Source organism: Glycomyces algeriensis (assembly GCF_027622855.1).
GTDB lineage: Bacteria > Actinomycetota > Actinomycetes > Mycobacteriales > Micromonosporaceae > Glycomyces > Glycomyces algeriensis.
Window position 1 is genome coordinate 195,823 of the sequence record NZ_JAPZVR010000003.1, and the last position, 20,472, is coordinate 216,294.

17 protein-coding genes are annotated in these 20,472 nt (G+C 72.0%); 12 read left to right on the plus strand and 5 right to left on the minus strand.

Annotation, left to right across the window (positions count from 1 at the left end; genetic code table 11):
- Positions 1 to 2 precede the first annotated feature (2 nt).
- From O2L52_RS07125 to O2L52_RS07175, 11 genes are all read left to right on the plus strand, one after another.
- Entirely contained in the window at positions 3 to 905 is a 903-nt protein-coding gene (locus O2L52_RS07125) for a carbohydrate ABC transporter permease (RefSeq protein WP_270114662.1), read from the plus strand.
- Positions 906 to 981: 76 nt separating this feature from the next.
- Positions 982 to 2,298, plus strand: coding sequence for an ABC transporter substrate-binding protein (locus O2L52_RS07130; protein ID WP_270114663.1), 1,317 nt, complete (start codon positions 982 to 984; stop codon positions 2,296 to 2,298).
- Positions 2,299 to 2,407: 109 nt separating this feature from the next.
- Positions 2,408 to 4,183 carry a glycoside hydrolase family 35 protein gene (locus O2L52_RS07135; protein ID WP_270114664.1) on the plus strand — a complete coding sequence of 592 codons (1,776 nt, stop codon included), beginning with the start codon at positions 2,408 to 2,410 and terminating at the stop codon, positions 4,181 to 4,183.
- Positions 4,184 to 4,275: 92 nt separating this feature from the next.
- Positions 4,276 to 5,331, plus strand: a complete 1,056-nt coding sequence (locus O2L52_RS07140; RefSeq protein WP_270114665.1) for a LacI family DNA-binding transcriptional regulator — start codon at positions 4,276 to 4,278, stop codon at positions 5,329 to 5,331.
- Positions 5,332 to 5,420: 89 nt separating this feature from the next.
- The gene (locus O2L52_RS07145; RefSeq protein ID WP_270114666.1) at positions 5,421 to 7,694 is read left to right on the plus strand and encodes a helix-turn-helix domain-containing protein; all 2,274 of its coding nucleotides are present in this window, start codon (positions 5,421 to 5,423) and stop codon (positions 7,692 to 7,694) included.
- 162 nt (positions 7,695 to 7,856) lie between these two features.
- Positions 7,857 to 8,978 carry a serine hydrolase domain-containing protein gene (locus O2L52_RS07150; RefSeq protein WP_270114667.1) on the plus strand — a complete coding sequence of 374 codons (1,122 nt, stop codon included), beginning with the start codon at positions 7,857 to 7,859 and terminating at the stop codon, positions 8,976 to 8,978.
- On the plus strand, positions 8,975 to 10,045 hold the full coding sequence (locus O2L52_RS07155) for an alpha/beta hydrolase (RefSeq protein WP_270114668.1): 1,071 nt from the start codon (positions 8,975 to 8,977) through the stop codon (positions 10,043 to 10,045). The genes O2L52_RS07150 and O2L52_RS07155 overlap by 4 nt, the downstream gene beginning before the upstream one ends.
- A gap of 74 nt (positions 10,046 to 10,119) precedes the next feature.
- Positions 10,120 to 11,043, plus strand: coding sequence for an LppU/SCO3897 family protein (locus O2L52_RS07160; protein WP_270114669.1), 924 nt, complete (start codon positions 10,120 to 10,122; stop codon positions 11,041 to 11,043).
- A gap of 199 nt (positions 11,044 to 11,242) precedes the next feature.
- Positions 11,243 to 12,331 (plus strand): alcohol dehydrogenase catalytic domain-containing protein, encoded by a 1,089-nt coding sequence (locus tag O2L52_RS07165; RefSeq protein ID WP_270114670.1) that lies wholly within the window; start codon positions 11,243 to 11,245, stop codon positions 12,329 to 12,331.
- A 31-nt stretch (positions 12,332 to 12,362) separates the two neighbouring features.
- A complete protein-coding gene (gene fabG, locus O2L52_RS07170; protein WP_270114672.1) occupies positions 12,363 to 13,115 on the plus strand; it encodes a 3-oxoacyl-ACP reductase FabG in 753 nt (250 codons plus the stop codon).
- The gene (locus O2L52_RS07175; protein ID WP_270114673.1) at positions 13,112 to 13,573 is read left to right on the plus strand and encodes a MaoC family dehydratase; all 462 of its coding nucleotides are present in this window, start codon (positions 13,112 to 13,114) and stop codon (positions 13,571 to 13,573) included. The genes fabG and O2L52_RS07175 overlap by 4 nt, the downstream gene beginning before the upstream one ends.
- A gap of 98 nt (positions 13,574 to 13,671) precedes the next feature.
- On the opposite strand, the gene O2L52_RS07180 is transcribed toward O2L52_RS07175, so the two are convergent.
- Positions 13,672 to 14,910 carry an acetyl-CoA C-acetyltransferase gene (locus tag O2L52_RS07180; RefSeq protein ID WP_270114675.1) on the minus strand — a complete coding sequence of 413 codons (1,239 nt, stop codon included), beginning with the start codon at positions 14,908 to 14,910 and terminating at the stop codon, positions 13,672 to 13,674.
- A gap of 11 nt (positions 14,911 to 14,921) precedes the next feature.
- Entirely contained in the window at positions 14,922 to 16,106 is a 1,185-nt protein-coding gene (locus tag O2L52_RS07185; RefSeq protein WP_270114676.1) for an acyl-CoA dehydrogenase family protein, read from the minus strand.
- A 91-nt stretch (positions 16,107 to 16,197) separates the two neighbouring features.
- Between O2L52_RS07185 and O2L52_RS07190 the strand changes: the two genes are divergently transcribed.
- A complete protein-coding gene (locus O2L52_RS07190; RefSeq protein ID WP_270114677.1) occupies positions 16,198 to 16,629 on the plus strand; it encodes an acyl-CoA thioesterase in 432 nt (143 codons plus the stop codon).
- On the opposite strand, the gene O2L52_RS07195 is transcribed toward O2L52_RS07190, so the two are convergent.
- Genes O2L52_RS07195 through O2L52_RS07205 form a run of 3 tightly spaced genes read right to left on the minus strand, consistent with a single transcriptional unit; the run spans position 16,626 to position 20,466 of the window.
- Entirely contained in the window at positions 16,626 to 18,209 is a 1,584-nt protein-coding gene (locus O2L52_RS07195; protein WP_270114678.1) for an AMP-binding protein, read from the minus strand. The two genes, O2L52_RS07190 and O2L52_RS07195, sit on opposite strands and share 4 nt — an antisense overlap.
- On the minus strand, positions 18,206 to 19,441 hold the full coding sequence (locus tag O2L52_RS07200) for an acyl-CoA dehydrogenase family protein (RefSeq protein ID WP_270114679.1): 1,236 nt from the start codon (positions 19,439 to 19,441) through the stop codon (positions 18,206 to 18,208). The genes O2L52_RS07195 and O2L52_RS07200 overlap by 4 nt, the downstream gene beginning before the upstream one ends.
- A complete protein-coding gene (locus tag O2L52_RS07205) occupies positions 19,417 to 20,466 on the minus strand; it encodes a phosphotransferase family protein (RefSeq protein WP_270114680.1) in 1,050 nt (349 codons plus the stop codon). The genes O2L52_RS07200 and O2L52_RS07205 overlap by 25 nt, the downstream gene beginning before the upstream one ends.
- Positions 20,467 to 20,472: the final 6 nt, after the last annotated feature.

Here is a 20,472-nt window from a genome sequence, read left to right on the forward strand (position 1 = left end):
CCATGACGACCTCCACGAAGCAGCGCCTGCCGCGCCTGCGCGCCCAGCACCGCTCCCTCACCCGGCCCCGGCGCAGCCCGCTGCTGACGGCCCTCACCTTGATCGTGCTCGTGTACTCGCTCGCCCCGCTGGTCTGGCTGTTCATCAACGCCACCAAGACCCAGGCGGACCTGTTCGACTCGTTCGGACTGTGGTTCGGCGGTGACTTCGCGCTGTGGGACAACATCCAGCAGACCCTCGCGTACGACGACGGCGTCTTCGGGCGCTGGTTCGCCAACACCGTGCTGTACGTGGTGGCCGGCGCGGGCGGCGCCACGTTCCTGGCCGTCCTCGGCGGCTACGCCCTGGCGAAGTTCGACTTCCCGGGCAGGCGCGGCGTGTTCGCCCTCGTCATCGGGGCCGTGGCCGTGCCGGGCACGGCGCTGGCCGTGCCGACGTTCCTCATGTTCAGCCAGATGGGCCTGACGAACACGCCGTGGGCCGTGATCATCCCGTCCCTGATCTCGCCGTTCGGGCTCTACCTCATGTGGGTCTTCGCCGCCGAGTCGATCCCCGCCGAACTGCTCGAGGCCGCCCGCATGGACGGCGCCGGGGAGTTCCGCACGTTCTTCCAGATCAGCCTGCCGCTCCTGGCGCCCGGGACCGTGACCGTGCTGCTGTTCACCACGGTCGCGACCTGGAACAACTACTTCCTGCCGCTGATCATGCTGCGCGACGCGGACTGGTACCCGCTCACGCTGGGGCTCAACGCCTGGAACGCGCAGGCCTCGACCGCCGGCGGCGAGGCGATCTTCAACCTCGTGATCACCGGCTCGCTGCTGACGATCCTGCCGCTCCTCGCGGCCTTCCTCCTGCTCCAGCGCTACTGGCAGTCGGGCCTGACGCTCGGGAGCGTGAAGGAGTGAGCCACCGCCACCCACTGTCCACAGGCGAGGCCGCCGGCACCGCCCGAAACCGTTCACACGATGAAGTGAGAGACCAATGAGCACACGACCGCGCCGCGCCCTGGCCGGCACCGCCGTCGCCGGGCTGCTGGCCCTGGGCCTGACCGCCTGCGGCGGAGCCGAGGACCAAGGGCCCGTCGACACCGCCTCGGCCCTCGAGGAGGGCGGGGAGATCACCGTCTGGGCCTGGGAGCCCACCCTCGAGGCCGTCGTCGCCGACTTCGAGGCGAAGTACCCGAACGTCACGGTGAACCTCGAGAACGTCGGCACCGGTAACGACCAGTACACGGCGCTGCAGAACGCGATCTCCGCCGGCGACGGCGTGCCCGACGTCGCGCAGATCGAGTACTACGCCGTGCCGCAGTTCGCCATCTCCGAGTCGCTCGCCGACCTCGGCCCGCTCGGCGCGTCCGACCTGGAAGGCACCTTCAGCACCGGCCCGTGGGACTCCGTCCACAGCGGCGAGGGCCTGTACGGCCTGCCGATGGACTCCGGACCGATGGCGCTGTTCTACAACCAGGAGGTCTTCGACCGCCTCGGCGTCGCCGTGCCGACCACCTGGGACGAGTACCTCGCGGCCGCGCGGGCGATCCACGCCGCCGACCCGAACGCCTACATCGCCAACGACATCGGCGACGCGGGCTTCGCCACCAGCATGATCTGGCAGGCCGGCGGCCGGCCGTACCAGGTGGACGGCACCGATGTGGGCGTCGACTTCACCGACGAGGGCACGAAGGCCTTCACCGCGATGTGGCAGCAGCTGATCGACGAAGAGCTCCTCGCCCCCGTCGGCTCCTGGAGCGACGAGTGGTACCAGGGCCTGGGCAGCGGCACGATCGCCTCGCTCACCATCGGCGCCTGGATGCCCGCGAACCTCGAATCCGGTGTGCCGCAGGGCTCCGGCGCCTGGCGTGTGGCCGAGATGCCGCAGTGGGAGGCCGGTGCGCACGCCACCTCCGAGAACGGCGGCTCCTCGCTCGCGGTCCCGGCCGCCAGCGCGAACAGCGCCCTGGCCTACGCGTTCACCGAGTACGCCACCACCGGCGAGGGCGCGCAGACCCGCGTCGACGGCGGCGCCTTCCCGGCGACCACCGAGCAGCTGGAGTCGGCCGACTTCCGCGGCAAGGAGTTCGAGTACTTCGGCGGGCAGAAGGTCAACGAGATCCTCGCCGACTCGGCCGCTAACGTCGTCGAGGGCTGGCAGTACCTGCCGTTCCAGGTATACGCCAACTCGGTCTTCAACGACACGGTCGGGCAGGCGTACGTCAGCGGCACGACCCTCGACGAAGGCCTGGCCGCCTGGCAGGAGCAGTGCATCACGTACGGCTCCGACCAGGGCTTCACCATGGGCTAGCCCCCGCCAGACGAACCCAGGCTCCGCCCGACCCCCTCGCGAGACCGGGGAGGCCGGGCGGAGCCGTGCCGACCGAGTCCGACCCTCCCACCACCGTTTGGAGACCTCCATGCCGACCTTCGAGATCGGCGAGCGGGACTTCCTGCTCGACGACCGCCCGCACCAGGTGATCAGCGGCGCCCTGCACTACTTCCGGGTCCACCCCGACCTCTGGGCCGACCGCCTCCGCAAGGCGAAGCTGATGGGCCTCAACACGATCGAGACCTACGTCCCGTGGAACTTCCACTCCCCCGAGCCCGAGGTGTTCGACCTGTCCGGCCGGCGCGACCTCGGCCGGTTCCTCGACCTCGTCGCGGACGCGGGCATGCACGCGATCGTGCGGCCGGGCCCGTACATCTGCGCGGAGTGGGACGGCGGCGGACTGCCGGCGTGGCTCTCGGCCGTCGAGGGCGTGGGCATGCGGCGGTACGAGCCGCGGTTCATGGCGGCGGTCGGGTACTACTTCGAGCGGCTGCTGCCCGTGGTCGCCGAACGCCAGGTCACCCGCGGCGGGCCGGTCCTGATGGTGCAGATCGAGAACGAGTACGGCGCGTACGGCGACGACCCGGCGCCCGACCGGGAGCGCTACCTCCGCGCCCTGGTCGACCTCACCCGCGCCCAGGGCATCGAGGTCCCGCTGTTCACCTGCGACCAGGCCGACGACGCGATGCTCTCCCGCGGCGGCCTCCCCGAGCTGCACAAGACCGCGACCTTCGGCTCCCGGAGCACCGAGCGCTTGGCGACGCTGCGCCGGCACCAGCCCACCGGGCCGCTGATGTGCATGGAGTTCTGGAACGGCTGGTTCGACTCCTGGGGCATGGAGCACCACCTCGCGCCCTCCGAGGCGAACGCGCGCGACCTCGACGAGCTGCTCGCCGCGGGCGGGTCGGTGAACCTGTACATGTTCCACGGCGGCACGAACTTCGGATTGACCAACGGCGCCAACGACAAGGGCCTCTACCGTCCGATCGCGACGTCGTACGACTACGACGCGCCGCTGGCCGAGCACGGGGCCGTCACCGAGAAGTACCACGCGATGCGGGCAGTGATCGACAAGCACGCCCCGGTGCCCGACGAGCTCCCCGAGCCTCCCGCGCCGGCCCCGGCGTTCGACGTGGCGCTCACCGAGTACCTGCCGCTCGGCGAGGCGGCCGAGCTGCCGGCGCCAATGCGCTCCTACGACCGGGCCCCGACCATGGACGCGATGCGGCAGTGGTCCGGGTTCGCGCTGTACCGGACCCGTGTGCGCGCCGACGACGCGGTGCTCGTGGTCGATGAGATCCGGGACCGCGCCGTCGTGATGCTCGACGGCGAGCCCGTCGGGGTCCTGGACCGCGGCACGCACACCCGCGCGATCGCACTGCCGCAGCGCGACGGCCTGCTGGAACTGCTCGTGGAGGACCAGGGCCGGGTCAACTACGGTCCGCGCATCGGGGAACCGAAGGGCCTCATCGGCACTGCGCGCACGGCTACGCGCGAGCTCACCGAGTGGGAGGCGGCGCCGGTCGCGCTCGACCGGGCCCCTGAGTTCCTGGCCTCGCGTCCCTGGCGGGACGGGTCCGGCCTGGGACCGCTGGCGGGGCCGGTGCTCGCGCGCGGGGTCTTCGACACCGTCGCCGGAGCGGACCACCACCTGCGGCTCGCGGGCTGGACGAAGGGGCTCGCTTGGATCAACGGCGAACTCCTCGGCCGCTACTGGAGCGCGGGGCCGACCGGCACGCTGTACGTGCCCGGCCCGCTCCTGCGCGAACGCGGCAATGAGCTGGTGCTCCTCGAGCTGCACGGCGCGGCGTCCCGGAAGGCAAGCTTCGTCGAAGCCCCCGACCTCGGGGTCACGGCGGTCTGACCGGGTCCCTGCAGGTGTGAGCGCCTAGCAGGGCCCGGGCGGTTGTATCCTCAAGGATCCGATGGACGGCGACAGCGAACGAGAGCGTTTTCATGGACGACGGTGAGGCTTCGGGCGGTGAGGCTTCGGGGAAGCGCACGCGATCCAAGTCGAAGCCTTCGATGTTCGACGTGGCGGTCCGCGCGGGCGTCTCCGCCCAGACCGTCTCGCGGGTGTCGATGGGCGCGACCAATGTGCGCCCCGCGACGCGCGACAAGGTCCTCGCCGCCATGTCCGAGCTCGGGTACTCCCCGAACTCGGCCGCCCGGGCGCTGCGCTACGGCACGTTCCAGACCATCGGGGTCATCACCCACAAGTTCAGCCGCACCGGCGAGTCCCGGACCGTCGAGGCGATCGTCGAGGCGGCACGGAGCGCGCAGTACACCGTGACCCTGGTCGACGTCGAGAGTCCGGTGTCGACGGAGGTCTCCGACGCCGTCACCCGGCTCTCCAACCAGTCGATCGACGGGCTGGTGATCATCCGGGCCGAGTCGGTGACGCCGGCGATGCTCTCCATCCCGGCCGGGCTCCCGGTCGTCGTCTCCGACTCCCGCTTCGTCGGCCACCACCCGGCCGTGGGCGCCGACCAGCTCGAGGGCTCGCGGCGGGCCGTCGAGCACCTGCTCGGGCTCGGGCACCGCACGGTCCACCATGTCGCGGGCCCCGACAGCTCCGGCCCGTCGCAGCTGCGCATCGACGGGTGGCGCGCCGCGCTCGACCAGGCTGAGCGCCCGGCGCCGCCGATCTTCCGGGGCGACTGGACGGGCCGGTCCGGCTACGAGGCCGGGAAGCATATCGCCCGCGACACGGATGCGACGGCGGTGTTCTGCGCCAACGACGAGACGGCGATCGGCGTCATGCACGCCCTCCACGAGGCCGGCCGCCGGATCCCCGCCGACGTCTCGGTGGCGGGCTTCGACGACATCGCCCTCGCGGCCGACGTCTGGCCCCCGCTCACCACGGTGCGCCAGGACTTCGCCCAGATCGGCGAGCGCCTCCTCGAACTGCTGCTGCGGCAGATCCGCAACGGCGAACGGCTCGAGGACGTGCATGAGACCGTCCCGGTCGAGCTCGTCGTGCGCGAGAGCACCGCGCCTCCCGCCTCCTGAAGCGCTGCCGGCGAGGGTCCCGGCCTAGTGGAGCGTTCCGGACCTCCTTGCGGGAGTTCGGAATCGGGCGCGGCGATTAGAATCGACCGATGCCCACCCCCTTCGGCAAGAAGCTCCGAGACCTCCGGTCACGCGCAGGGCTCTCGCAGGACCGGCTGACGGAGCGGTCCGGCGTGTCGGTCCGCATGATCAGCAGATACGAGAACATCGAGCTCCTCCCCAAGCGCGAAACCGCGGAACGGCTCGCCAAGGCGCTGGACCTGGCACCGGACGAGCAGGCCGATCTCCTGGCCGCCGCCGGGTACCGCCCGGACCCGCCCCCCGGAACGGCCCGCGAACACGCCCCGCCGCGGGCCGAACCGCTGTTCCAGAGCCGGCTGGTCGAGGCCGCCGACAAGCTCGCGGCCGCGGTCCGCGTCCACTGGAAGCGCGAAGTGGAGCACCGCCAGGTCCTCGACCCGGATCCGCTGGCCGTCCGGTGGCAGGCCGAAACCGGGCTCAGCGACCACTGGGAGGTCGTACTCGGGTCGAAATCCCTTGGCGCGCAGGATGTTCCAGACCTGTCTGGGAAGCTCGAGCAGATCGCGGACGTCTACCGGCGCGTCCCCTCCGGGCGGCTGGTGCTGCTCGGCAAGGCCGGGTCGGGCAAGACCGTGCTCGCCCTCCGGCTGGTGACGGACCTGCTGGAGACCCGCCGGTCCGGCGAGCCCGTGCCGGTGATCTTCAGCTTGGGCTCGTGGGACCCCGCGGTCGACCTGCGCGCCTGGCTCGCCGCGCAGCTCCTGCGCGACCACCCCGGCTTGGGGCAGGTGCTGCCCGACGGGTCGACGCTCGCCGCCGCGCTCGTCGAGAACGACTGCATCCTGCCGGTCATGGACGGCTTCGACGAGATCGCCGGCGGCCTCGTCCGCGACCCGCTCGAGAAGCTGAACCGCACCGCCCGCATGCCGCTGGTCCTGACCAGCCGGGCCGCGGAGTACCGCGAGGCCGTGGCCGAATCGGACGTGCTGACGGCGGCGGCCTGCATCGAACTGACCGACCTCACCGTCGACGACCTGGCCGACTACCTGCCGCTCACCACGGTCCGCACGTCCGGCGACGGCGCCCCGCTCTGGCAGCCGGTCCTCGACGAGCTCCGCAGGGAGGAGCGCACTGCGGCCGGCGAGACGCTCGCCGCGGTCTTCACCACCCCGCTCATGGTCGCCCTGGCCCGCACCATCTACAGCGACGCGCCGACCCACAACCCGGCCGAACTCCTGGACGAGGAACGGTTCCCCGCTCCCGCAGCCGTCGAGGCGCACCTCCTGGGGAACCTCGTCCCCACCGTCTACCGGTTCCGGACCGAGCAGCGGCGCTTCGAGCCCGAGCGGGCGGAGCGCTGGCTCGGCTACCTCGCCCACCACCTGAACCGGCTCGGCGAGCACGACCTCGCCTGGTGGCGGTTGGGCACCTCGATGCGCCGGCCCGCGCGCGTCCTCGCCATGTCGCTGGCGCTCAGCCTGGCCTTCGCCCTTGTCGACTCGGTCCTGCTCGGCCTGCTGCTGGGCTTCGACCCGATCCAGTTCACCGCGGGCGTCGTCGTCGACCTCGCCGCCGGAGCTGCGATCGGGATCGCGCACGGCCTCCTGGCCAAGTACCGGGGCGCCGCCTTCGAACCGTCGGGGATCCAGATCCGGCTGCGCGGCAAGCGGTCCGCCCCGCGGAGGAGCCTCGCCCGCCGGTTCGGGATCGGATTCGCGGCCGGAGTCCTGCTCGGCCTCGCCTACGGCGTCACGCGCGAGGTCGCGCGCGGCCTCATCCTCGGCCTCGACCCGCGCACCGTCCTCAGCCTCGTCCTGGTGAACTCGGTGCTGCTCGCCCTCGTCTTCGGGTTCGGCGCGGGGACCACCTACGCGCTCATGTCGATCTGGGAGCGCCCGCTCGACCTGGCGTCCGTGCAGAGCCCGGCCGGGCTCATCCGCTCCAGCCGCAGAACGGTCGTCGTGCAGGCGCTGCTGTTCGCCCCCGCGCTCGCGCTCGTCGTCCCCGGCACCGTCTGGGCGCTGGTCGAACTCCTCCAGCTGCTCCCGCCCCGGTTCGGCGAATGGCACTGGAGCCCTGCCGAAGGCATGGTCCTGGGCCTGTATGCCGCCGGATTCGGCTCCCTCGGCTACGTGCTCGGCCTGTCGGCGTGGGGTCAGTGGGCCGTCTTCGGCCGGTTCTGGCTGCCGCTGACGGGCCGGCTGCCGTGGGCGGTGCCCGAGTTCCTGGACGACGCGTACCGCCTCGGCGTCCTGCGCCGGTCCGGTGTGGTCTACCAGTTCCGGCACGCGCGGCTCCAGGACCACCTCGCCGCATCGTACCGATCAGCAGGTCAGCGCTGATGTCCTGATTTTGTCCGGGTCGATGTCCTTCCGATCCGCCGCCGCTCCTTGAATCATCGAAAGAGTCGATGCCGCCGACTTCCGGTCGGCGGCAAGGAGACAGCGGCACCCCGGGAGGCACGACCACCCCGGCGCCCCGCTGTCATGAGCGAGGGGCAGACCATGACGAGAACGATCAGGCAGTGGCTCCCGGTGATCGCGTTCGCGATCGCCGCGGTGCTGCCCGCCGCGCCGGTGCAGGCGCAGGCGGCCGACCACGCCGCGGCGCAGACGCTGCTGAACCAGTACCAGTCGCAGGCGGGCCCGGGCGCGGGCCTGCATGCCGGCGACGGCACCGAATCGTGGACGCTCACCAGCGGTACCGCGACCATCTTCGCGAACCGGCCGATCACGGCCGAGGACCACTTCCGCATCGCCAGCCAGACCAAGACGTTCACCGCCTCGGTGGTGCTGCAGCTGGTCGACGAGGGCCTGGTGGACCTGGACGCGCCGATCGAGCAGTACCTGCCGGGCCTGCTGACCGGCGACTACGACGGGAACGCGATCTCGGTCCGGCAGATGCTCCAGCACACCAGCGGGATCGCCCGCGACGCGCTCGACGCCGCGCCCGGGGCCGACGGCACCTACACCCTCACCGAGCTCGTGCGGGCGGGCCTGGCCCAGCCGCCGCAGTTCGCGCCCGGGACCGGCTGGGGCTACTCCAACGTCAACTACTTCATCGCGGGGATGCTCATCGAGGAGCTCACCGGCACGACCGTCGCCGAGGCGATCACCGCGCGCATCATCGAGCCGCTGGGCCTGACCGGCACCTCGTTCCCGGTGCCCGACAACGGGACGCTGCCGAGCCCGTACCTCCCCGGGTACTCGGGCGGGCGGCTCGGCCCGTTCTTCTACTGGTTCGACACCACGTTCAACCAGGACATGTCCGTGAACACCACCGCCGGCGCCATGACCTCCACGATGGAGGACCTGGTCGCGTTCTACCGGGCGCTCGCGGCCGGATCCGTGGTCTCCGCGGACGCTCTCGCCGAGATGCGCACGGCCGTGCCCTCCACCGCGTACGGCGCGGACTACGGGCTCGGCCTCATGAGCTGGGACCTCTCGTGCGGCGGCCAGGCATGGGGCCATGCCGGGAACATCCTCACCGGCACCTCGTCGATCACGATGGTCACCGACGACGGCCGCTTCGCCTCGCTCGTCACGAACACGTTCATCAAGGACCCGCCCGCCCCGACCCGCGTCGCGGTCCTCGACGCCGCACTGTGCGAAGGGGAGTCCGCATGAAGCGCCTGACGCGAGCACTCGGCCTCGTCACCGCAGTAGCGGCCGCTGCGGCGGGCGGGCTCGCCGCCCCTGCGGCGCACGCGGCGACCGCGCTGCCGCAGTTCAGCGACGAGCACGGGCTCACCGTCCTCGAGCAGCCCGAATGGGCCGGGGGCAGCGACCGCACCTTCACCTTCACGGTGGCGACGGCGGAGGTCCCGGCGTACTCGGTGATGCCCGGCCAGGTCTCCGGCGAGCACGTCGTGATGGTGACGCTGCCGGAGGGCTACGACGAGAGCATCGAGTACCCGGTGCACTACACGCTCCACGGCGGCGGCGACTACCCGAACAGCGCGCGGCTCCGGACGATCGTCGAGTCGTCCACTGCGGACGAACCCGTGATCACCGTGTCGCCCAACGGCAGCGGGCGCGGCTGGTACACGAACTGGCAATACCCGGGCGGGCTCGGCCTGCAGGACTGGGAGGACTTCCACCTCGAGCAGCTCATCCCGTTCATCGACGCGAACCTCTCGACCATCGCCGGGAAGGAGGGGCGGGCCGTCTCCGGCCACTCCATGGGCGGCTTCGGCGCCCTCGGATACGCCGAGCGGCGCCCCGACCTGTTCAGTTACGTCGGGTCGTTCTCCGGCGGGCTCGACCTGCTGAACCAGGAGATGCGCGCCGCCGTGCTCGGCTCGACCCAGCTGGCGGCCTTCGGGACACCGACCGTGGCACCGGACGCGATCTTCGGCCCGCCGTTCTGGCCGCTCGACGGCGGCTGGAACCGGCTGAGCCCGGCGCAGCACGTCGAACCCCTGCGCGGCATGGGGATCGCACTGTACGCGGGGAACGGCGGCGATCTCACCGTCGACCCGGTCCAGGCGATCGTGGAGCACCGCGCCCGCCAGACGGCCGTCGTGACCTCGGACTACCTCGACGCCGCGGGCATCGCGCACGACTTCCTCGACTACGGCGACGGCAGCTCGTGGGCGCCCGGCTGCACCGGCAAGCACTCGCAGCAGGCGTGCCTCCAGGCCGACATGGACCACTTCGTCTCGCTGATCATGACCGGTCTCGAGCACCCCTGACCCACCACCGAGGCGGCGCGGCGACCCACATCGCCGCGCCGCGTTAGCTCCCCCGCCGCGGAGAGGAGGAGAGCGTGACGAATGCGCCCGACGGCCCGGACCAGGCCGACGATTCACCCGGTTCCCGCCTGTTCGGCAAGGTGGGCATGGCGATCGTGATCGAGGTGCTGGCCGGGCTCGTGATCGGATTCCTGGCCCTCGGCGGCGATGACAAGCCGATCTACGAACCGCCCGCCCCATCGGAGTCGGCATACGACCAAGCGCTGCCCGATGAGGAGCCGTCGCAGTCCCCGTTCCCCATCGAACCGGAGGCCGAGGAGACGACGACCGACGCCGTCGCCGTCCCTGAAGTGGGCGAATGCTTCACGAACGAGGGCTCGACCGACGTCTTCGAGCTGGAGTCCACCGGCTGCGACCCGGGCGCGTTCGAAGTGGTCGACGTCTACGACGGCGGCGACACGGACGACTGCGAGGGCGTCCCCCGCTCGCTGTTCAGCCACGACCCCGGCGACGGCGGCGCGATCCTCTGCCTCAGCTACCTCCACCCGTGGGGCGACGCCTACTACGCCGAGCCCGGCGAGTGCGTCACCCTCCTCGACGACGGCACCTATGCGATCACCGACTGCGAACCGGGCGACTACCAGGTGCTGGAGCGGTTCTGGGGCGAGGAGGGCACGTACGAGTGCTCCGAATGGGAGTACTACAACGGCTCGGTCGACTTCCCCGGTTATATCGACGAGCAGGACCTGCTGCTTTGCATGCGGATCGTGTACCCCGACGACATCGGCTTCGCCGGGGTCGACACCTGCCTGTACGCAAGCGGATCCGACGACGACATGCATTTCGCGTTCGCCGACTGCTCGCAGTCGAACGTCTACGTCACCGGCCGCACCTCGGACTACGAGGCCTACGACTTCTGCGACGGCTACGGCTGGGCGACCTGGCGGAGCACCGCCTTCCCCGACCACGCCTACACGGTCTGCTGGGCCTGGCTCTGAGGCCCTTCGGATCCCGGGCAAGCCGCCACCTCGACTTGGCCCGGCTCGGCCCAGCGGTCGCTGCCGGGGTGCATCGTGGTCCCGCCATCCGATCCGGTGCGCCGCCCGCGCCCGAAGTCCGGGCGAGGGGGTAGCGCTACAAACCGTCCAGTCGGTATGCTGACTTGGTCTCAGCGGACGTGACGACGAGGAGGTCGCCGTGCGGATCACCGGAGCCGTGCTGGAGCGGTGCGGCGCGCCCGCGCCCTACGCCGAGTCGAGGCCGATCACTGTGGGGCCCTTGGAGCTCGACGAGCCCGGGCCCGGCGAGCTGCTGGTGCGGGTGGAGGCGGCCGGGCTGTGCCACTCCGACCTGTCCGTCGTGGACGGCAGCCGGGTGCGGCCGGTGCCGATGCTCCTGGGCCATGAGGCCGCCGGGATCGTCGAGGCGGCCGGGCCCGGCACCGCGACCGCGGTCGGACGAAGAGTCGTGCTCACCTTCCTGCCGCGCTGCGGAAGCTGCGCGGCGTGCGGCACCGGCGGGCGGCTCCCCTGCTCGGTGGGCAGCGCCGCGAACGCCGCCGGGACCCTGGTCGGCGGCGCCGTCAGAATCAGCCGCGACGGCGAGCGCGTGAGCCACCACCTCGGCGTGAGCGCCTTCGCCACGCACGCCGTGGTCAGCGAGAGCTCGGTGGTGGCGGTCGACGACGAGGTGCCGCCGGACATCGCCGCCCTCCTGGGCTGCGCGGTGCTCACCGGCGGCGGCGCGGTCGTCAACGCGGGCAGGCCGAACGCGGGCGAGACGGTGGTCGTGGTCGGCCTCGGCGGCGTCGGCATGGCGGCGCTCCTCGTGGCACAGGCGTTGGGCCACACAGTGGTCGGCGTGGACACCGTGCCGGCCAAGCTCGACCTGGCCCGCTCGCTCGGCGCCGAGGCCCGCGCCCCAGGCGAGGTCGGGGGCCTGCGGGCGCCCGTGGTCGTCGAGGCCGCCGGCTCGGCGCGGGCGTTCGAGACCGCGTTCGCGCTCACCGCGCCCGGCGGCACCACGGTCACCGTGGGCCTGCCGCATCCCGACGCGCGCGCCGCGATCTCCCCGCTGCTCCTGACCGCCGAGGCCCGCACCGTCGTCGGCTCCTACCTCGGCTCGGCCGTGCCCGGCGACGACGTCCCCCGCTACGCCGAGCTGTGGCGCGCCGGGCGCCTCCCGCTCGACCGGCTCGTCTCCGACAGGATCGGCCTTGACGGCCTCCCGGCCGCACTGGACCGCCTCGCCTCGGGAGAGGCGCTGCGCCAGCTCATCGTGTTCTGACCTACTGACCCTCTTATGGAAAAGGTGCTCAATGACCTCTAGGACCGCCATCGTCACCGGTGCCGCGCGCGGCATCGGGGCCGCCACCGCCCGGCGGCTCGCCGCCGACGGGCACGCCGTCGCCGTGCTCGACCTCGCCGAGGAGCAGGCGGTAGCGACCGCCGAAGCGATCAACGCCAAGGGCGGCAAGGCCATCGGCGTCGGCGCGGACGTCGCCGACGAGGCCGCCGCCGCGGCTGCGGTCGAGCGCGTCGCCGCCGAACTGGGCCCGCCGCAGATCCTCGTCAACAACGCCGGGATCCTCCGCGACAACCTGCTGTTCAAGATGAGCGCTTCGGACTGGGACGCCGTCCTCAGCGTCCACCTGCGGGGCGCGTTCCTCATGAGCCGCGCCGTCCAGTCGTCCATGGTGGACGCCGGATGGGGCCGGATCGTCAACCTCTCCAGCACTTCCGCGCTGGGCAACCGCGGCCAGGCGAACTACGCCGCCGCGAAGGCCGGCATGCAGGGCCTCACGAAGACCCTCGCGATCGAGCTGGGCCGCTTCGGGGTCACCGCGAACGCCGTCGCGCCCGGGTTCATCGAGACCGAGATGACGAAGGCCACCGCCGAGCGCATCGGCGTGCCGTTCGCCGACTTCCTCGCCCACGCCGCCAAGGAGGCGCCGGTCGGCCGTGTCGGGCAGCCCGAGGACGTCGCCGCCGCGGTCGCCTACTTCTGCTCCGAAGACGCCGGGTTCGTCTCCGGCCAGGTCCTGTACGTGGCGGGAGGGCCGAAGGCATGAGCGGCCCGATCACCGCGGCCTCACCCGCGGATCTTGCGAATATCCTGGGCGCCAAGGCGACCGGCGAGTGGCTCGCGGTCGAGCAGGACCGCATCGACGCGTTCGCCGACGCCACCGGCGACCACCAGTGGATCCACATCGACCCCGAGCGCGCCGCCGCCGGGCCCTTCGGCGGCCCGATCGCCCACGGGTACCTCACGCTGTCGCTCCTCCCCCGGCTCCTCCAGGGTCTCATCGCGATCGACGGGCTCGCCATGTCCGTCAACTACGGGCTCGACCGGCTCCGGTTCCTCCAGCCGGTCCCGGCCGGGGCTCGGGTGCGGGCGGTCGTGGTGCTCGCGTCCGCCGAGGCCACCGGGCGCGGCGTGCGCGCCGGGTACGACGTGACCGTGGAGATCGAGGGCGCCGAGAAGCCCGCGCTCGTCGCCAGGACCATCACGCTGTACGTCCCCGAATAGCGACGCCGAAGCGGCGCAGGCCTTGTGGGCCTGCGCCGCTTTCGTGTGGAATCAAGATCCTATAGGATATATCCTATATGGTTTTGGGGGCGTCGGCCTCAGAGGCGTTCGAGCACCATCGCCATGCCCTGCCCGCCGCCGACGCACATGGCCTCCAGGCCGTAGCGTCCGCCGGTGTCCTCCAGGGCGTTCAGGAGCGTCGAGGTGATCCGCGCGCCGGTCATCCCGAACGGGTGGCCGACGGCGATCGCGCCGCCCTTGACGTTGAGGCGGTCCTCGTCGATGCCGAGGTCGCGCGCCGAGGGGATCACCTGCGCGGCGAACGCCTCGTTGATCTCGACCAGGTCGATGTCCTCGATCCCCATGCCCGCCAGCGCGAGTGCGCGCCGCGAGGCCTCGACGGGTCCGAGCCCCATGACCTCCGGGGAGATGCCGCTGACGCCGGTGGCGACGATCCGGGCGAGCGGCTGGAGGCCGAGTTCGGCGACGACGCGGTCGGAGACGATGACAAGCGCGGCGGCGCCGTCGTTGAGCGGGCAGGCGTTCCCGGCGGTGACCGTCCCGTTCGGACGGAACACCGGGTCTAGGCCGGCGAGTTTGGCGATGGTGGTGCCGGGGCGGGGGCCGTCGTCGGCGCTGACGACGGTGCCGTCGGCGAGGGTCACGGGGGTGATGTCCTTGGCCCAGAAGCCTTCGGCGATGGCGCGGGCGGCGCGCTGCTGGCTGCGGGCGGCGAAGGCGTCCTGCTCGTCGCGGGTGATGCCGCGAATGGCGGCGACGTTCTCGGCGGTCTGGCCCATGGCGATGTAGGGGTCCGGGAGGAGGCCCTCGTCGCGCGGGTCGGTCCAGGCGGGGTCGCCGCCTCCGGCGCACGTCGTTGAAGAGCGCAGCGCCGTGCGCTGCAGGGCGTCGGCGAAGCGGGGGTTCTCGAGGTCGGCGCCGGGGATGGCGTCGGCGGAGCCGATGTCCATGCCGGAGACGGATTCGACGCCGGCGGAGACGAAGACGTCGCCTTCGCCGGCCTTGATGGCGTGGAAGGCCATGCGGGTGGTCTGGAGGCTGGAGGAGCAGTAGCGGGTGACGGTGGCGCCGGGGACGGTGTCCCAGCCGAGCATGACGGCGACGATGCGCGCCATGTTCATGCCCTGGCGGCCGCCGGGCAGGCCGCAGCCGAGGAGGAGGTCGTCGATGCGGGCCGGGTCGAGCCCGGGGACCTTGTCGACGGCGGCGCGGACCATCTGCGCGGCGAGGTCGTCGGCGCGGGTGTCCTTGAGTGAGCCTTTGTGGGCGCGCCCGATGGGCGAGCGGGCGGTGGCGACGATGTAGGCCTCGGTCATGTCGGTTCCTTTCAGACGAATGCCTGGTGTCCGGTGATCGCCCGGCCGACGATCAGGGTGTTCATGTCGTAGGTGCCTTCGTAGGAGTAGACGGCCTCGGCGTCGGCGAAGAAGCGGGCGACGCCGTGGTCGAGTTGGATGCCGTTGCCGCCGAGGACTTCGCGGCAGCGGGCGACGGTCTCGCGCATGCGGGCGGTGCAGAAGGCCTTGGCCATGGCGGCGTGCTCGTCGCGGCGGGTGCCGGCGTCGTCCATCTGGGAGACGCGGACGCAGACGGCGAGGCCGGCGGTGACGTCGGCGAGGGATTCGGCGAGTTTCTGCTGGACGAGCTGGTAGCTGGCGATGGGGCGGCCGAACTGCTCGCGTTCCTTGGCGTAGCGGACGGCGGCCTCGTAGGCGCCGACGGCGATGCCCATGGCCTCCCAGGCGACGCCGATGCGGGTGGGGCCGAGGACGCCGGCGAGGTCTTTGAAGGAGTCGATGCGCTGGAGGCGGTCGGTCTCGGGGACTTCGACGCCTTCGAGGGTGATGTCGGCGTTCTGGACGCCGCGCAGGGACTGCTTGCGTTCGATCTTCGCAGGCGTGAAGCCGGGGGTGTCTTTGCGGACGACGAAGCCTTTGACCTGGCCGTCGTCGATGTCCTTGGCCCAGATGAGGGTGATGTCGGCGAAGGTGGCGTTGCCGATCCAGCGTTTGGCGCCGTCGAGGATCCAGGTGTCGCCGCGGCGGGTGGCGGTGGTGCGCAGGCCGCGGGCGGTGTCGGAGCCGGCGAGGGGTTCGGTGAGGCCGAAGGCGCCGATGACCTCGCCGCGGCCCATGGCAGGGAGCCATTGGGCGCGTTGGGCGTCGGAGCCGCCGACGCCGATGGCGCCCATGGCGAGTCCGGAGGTGACGCCGACGAAGGTGGCGAAGGAGGCGTCGACGCGGGCGATCTCGACGGCGGCCCAGCCGCGGAAGAGGGCGCTGTTCTCGAAGGTGCGGGATTCGGGCCACATGGTGCCGATGACGCCGGTGGCGGCGATGCCGGGGATGAGGTGGTGGGGGAACTCGGCGCGTTCCCAGTAGTCGTCGGCGATGGGGCGGACCTCGCGTTCCATGAAGTCGCGGATGCGGAGGGCGGCTTCCTGTTCGACGGGGGTGAGGAGGTCTTGGAAGTGGTAGAAGTCGGCGTCGAGGCCGGTGGGCGCGGTGGTCATGGCATCTCCTGTCGGGTTCGGACCGAGCCGCTTAAACCGACCGGTCGGTATGTAACTAGTATAGGTGTCCAGTCCACTCCGAGGAGCGACCATGCACAACAATCGCCACCGATTCCCGCTGCGCTGGAACGACAACGACCAGTACGGCCATATGAACAACACCGTGTACTACGAGGCGATGGATTCGGCGGTGAACACCTGGATGGTGCACCGCGCCGCCCTGGACCCCGCCGGGGACGTGATCGGGCTGGCCCGGGCGTCGTCGTGCGAGTTCCTGGCGCCCGCCTCGTTCCCGGAGGTCCTGGAGGTCGACATCGCGGTGGCCCGCCTCGGGTCCACCTCGATCACCTGGGACCTGGCGATCCTGCGCGAGGGCGCCCCCGATCGGGGCGCCCCGATCGCGCTGGGGCGGTTCACGCACGTGTTCGTGGACCGCGCCGGGCGGCGCCCGGTGCCGGTGCCCCCGCCGATCCGCACCGCCGTCGAAGCGGAACTGCGGATCGGCGAGGTAGCGGCTCCTTAGGATCCGTACTCCTCGACGAGCGCGCGCTTGAGGACCTTCCCGCTCGCCCCGAGCGGGAGCTCCTCGACCACGTGCACGACCCGGGGGTACTTGTACGCCGCGACCTTCTCCTTCATGTAGGCCACGACCTCCGCCGCGTCGACGGCGGCGCCGTGGGCGGGGACGACCGCGGCGTGCACCTCCTGCCCGTGCGTCTCGTGCGGGACGCCGAAGACGGCCGCGATCGAGACGTGCGGGTGACGGGCGAGGACCGCCTCGACCTCCGTGGGGTACACGTTGTAGCCGTTGCGGATGATCATGTCCTTTTTTCGGTCCACAATGGTGACCACATGCTCCGCGTCGACGGTGCCGAGGTCGCCGGTGCGGAACCAGCCGTCCACGATGGTCTGCGCGGTCGCGTCGGGCCGCCCGAGGTAGCCCTTCATGAGGTTGTGGCCGCGCACGACGATCTCGCCGAGCTCCCCGGGGCCGAGGAGGTCGATCCGGTCCTCGGTGTCGGGGTCGGCGACCGCGACGTCCACGCCCCAGATCGGGGTGCCCACCGTGCCGGGCCGGATCGGCTCGTCCACTTTGTTGAACGTGCACGACGGCGCGGTCTCGGTGAGCCCGTAGCCCTCGTGGACCTGCGCGCCGAAGGCCCGCTCGAACGCCTCCAGGAGCGCCACCGGCAGGGCCGCGCCGCCGGAGACGGCGTACCGCAGCGGCGGCCGGTACGCGGTGCGCCCGGCGGCCTCGACCATCCCGGCGAAGTTCGTCGGCACCGCCGTGAACACCGTCGCCCCGTACTGGTTGAGCAGCGCCAGCGCCTCGTCCGGGTCGAACTTCGGGAGCAGGATGATCGCCGCCCCGCGCCGGAACGCGATGTTGAGCACGGCCATCTGCCCGAAGGAGTGGAAGAACGGCAGGCCGCCGTAGACCACGTCGTCGCTGCGCAGCGGGAACGAGTCGATGAGCGAGACGTGGACCTGCTCGACCATGGCCAGGTGCGAGCCGACCGCGCCCTTCGGGGTCCCGGTCGTGCCGGAGGTGTACAGGATCGTGGCGGCGTCAAGCGGGTTGACGGAGGTGTACCGCTGGATCGGTTCGGCTTGCGCCGCTTCGGCTTCCAAGCGCGGCAGCGGATGGCCGCCGATCTCGAGGCCCTCCGGGGCGAGCACCGAGACGAGGGGGACGCCGGCGCGGGCGGCGGCCGGGGCGGCTTCGACCAGGAGCGGTGCGGCGGCGACCAGGAGGTCGGCCTCGGCGTCCTCGAGGACGAACGCGATCTCGTCGGCCTTGAACAGGAGGTGGATGGGGACGATCACGGCCCCGAGCGCGAGCGCGGCGTAGTAGACGCGCGGGAAGTCGGGGACGTTGGGCACGAGCATGGCGACCCGGGAGCCGCGCCCGATGCCGCGGGCGGCGAGCGCCCCGGCGTAGGCGCGGGTCTGGTCCCACAGCTCGCCGTACTTGACGGTGCGGCCCATGAAGTGCAGGGCGGGGGCGTCGGGCCGGCGGCGGGCGCTCTCGGCGAGGATGGCCGCGATCGAGAGGGTCCCGTGTCCGGGGCCGTCGACGGCGGGGTCGTTGCGGTGCGTCATCGCGCCACTCCTTCCAATGGTTCGAGCGCCAGTTCGGTCTTCCCGAGCGCGGCCGCGTGGACCTCGTCGGGGCCGTCGGCGAGGCGCAGGGACCGCGCGGCGGCGAACATCTCGGCGAGCGGGTGGTCGCCGGTGAGCCCGGCGGCCCCGAACAGCTGGATCGCATGATCGAGGATCCGCTGCACCGCACGGGGGACGGCGACCTTGATCGCCTGGATCTCCTTCATGGCGGCGCGGTTCCCGGCGGTGTCCATGAGCCAGGCGGTCTTGAGGACCAGGAGCCGCAGGGCCTCGATCTCGACGCGGGCGTCGGCCGCCCATTCGCGCACGACCCCCTGCCGGACGAGCGGGCCGCCGAAGGCGACGCGGTCGTTCGCCCTGCCGCGCATCAGGTCGAGGGCGCGTTCGGCCATGCCGAGCGCCCGCATGCAGTGGTGGATGCGGCCGGGGCCGAGGCGGGCCTGAGCGATGGCGAAGCCGTCGCCCTCGCCGCCGAGGAGGTTCGCGGCGGGCACGCGCACGTCCTCGAAGAGGATCTCGGCGTGGCCGCCGTGGTCGCGGTCGTCGTAGCCGAACACGGTGAGCGGCCGGATGATGTGGACGCCGGGGGTGTCGCGCGGGACGAGGAGCATGGACTGCTGGCGGTGCCGCGGCCCGTTCGGGTCCGTCTTGCCCATGACGATCAGCAGCTTGCAGTCGGGGTTCATCGCGCCGGTGGCGAACCACTTGCGGCCGTTGACCACCCATTCCCCGCCGTCCCGGTGGATGCGGGTGCCGATCTGGGAGGCGTCGGAGGAGGCGGTGCCGGGCTCGGTCATGCAGAACGCCGAGCGCAGGCGCGCCTCCAGGAGCGGTTCGAGCCAGGCCTCCCGCTGCTCGGCGGTGCCGAAGTGCGCGAGGAGCTCCATGTTGCCGGTGTCGGGCGCGGCGCAGTTCATGGCGGCCGGAGCGAGCCGGGGGCTGCGGCCGGTGAGCTCGGCGACCGGCGCGTAGCGCAGGTTCGAGAGGCCGCCGCCGTAGCCGTGCGGGCCGGGCGGCAGGAACAGGTTCCACAGGCCGCGCTCCTGCGCGGTCTCCTGGAGGGCGCGCACGACGGGGCGCACGGTCCAGTCGCCGGGCCCGTCCTCGATCTGCTTCGCGAGCACGGGTTCGGCGGGCAGCACGTGCTCGTCCAGGAACGCGCGCGCCTCGTCCGCGAAGGCGACGGTCATCTCGTCCGGTCGGAAATCCACAGGCCCTCCTCGGCCAGCGGCGCGACGAGCGCGCCGATCGCATCGAATCCCTCGCCGACGGTCTGCCCCTTGGTGAACCGGTAGTGGACGCCTTCGAGGATGACGGCGAGCTTGTAGCAGGCGAAGGCCCGGTACCAGCGCAGGTCCGGGACGGGCGTCCCGGCGCGGGCGGCGTACGCGTCCGCGACTTCGTCGAACGTGGGGTAGCCGGCGCCGGCGACGATCGGGCCGGCGGCCCGCTCCCCGCCGGGCAGCTCCCTGATGTGCCAGTACATGCCGAGCATTCCGAGGTCCACGAGCGGATCGCCCAGTGTGGCCATCTCCCAGTCGAGGACCGCCGCGACGCGCGGCGCGTCCGGCGCCCCGGCCACGAGCATGTTGTCGAGCCGGTAGTCGCCGTGCACGATCCCCGACCGGCCCGAGTCCGGCACGGCGGCCGCGAGGCGCTCGCCGAGCGAGTCCAGCGCCGGCACCTCGCGGGAGCGGGACGCGTCGAGCTGCCGCCGCCAGGTGCGCATCTGCCGGCCGAGGTACCCGTCCGGCCGGCCGAAGCCGCCGAGCCCGAGCGGCTCGGGCTCGGCGGCGTGCAGGTCGGCGAGGATCTCGGCGACCTCGATGCCGAGGCGGTGCAGCCCTTCGGGAGTCCAGTCCGCGTTGCGCCGCGGATGGTTCAGGACGGCGCCGTCGACGAACTCCATGACGAAGAAGACCGTGCCGGTGACCTCGCCGGCCCCGGTGTCGTCCACTACGTCCACTGTGGCCGGCACGGGGACCGTGCCGCGCAGCGCCGAGATCACCCGGTGCTCGCGCCGCATGTCGTGCGCGGTCGGCAGCGCGTGGCCCAGCGGGGGCCGGCGCACCACCAGCGGCGTCTTCGCGCCCTCGACCCGGTACGTCAGGTTCGAGCGGCCGCCGTCGATGAGCGCGGCCCGCAGCGGGCCCTCCCCGGCCAGCCCGGGGTGCTCCCGGGCCAGCCAGCGGGCCAGCCCCGCGGTGTCGAGCCCCGGCACGTCCACGTCGGTCATCGGTCT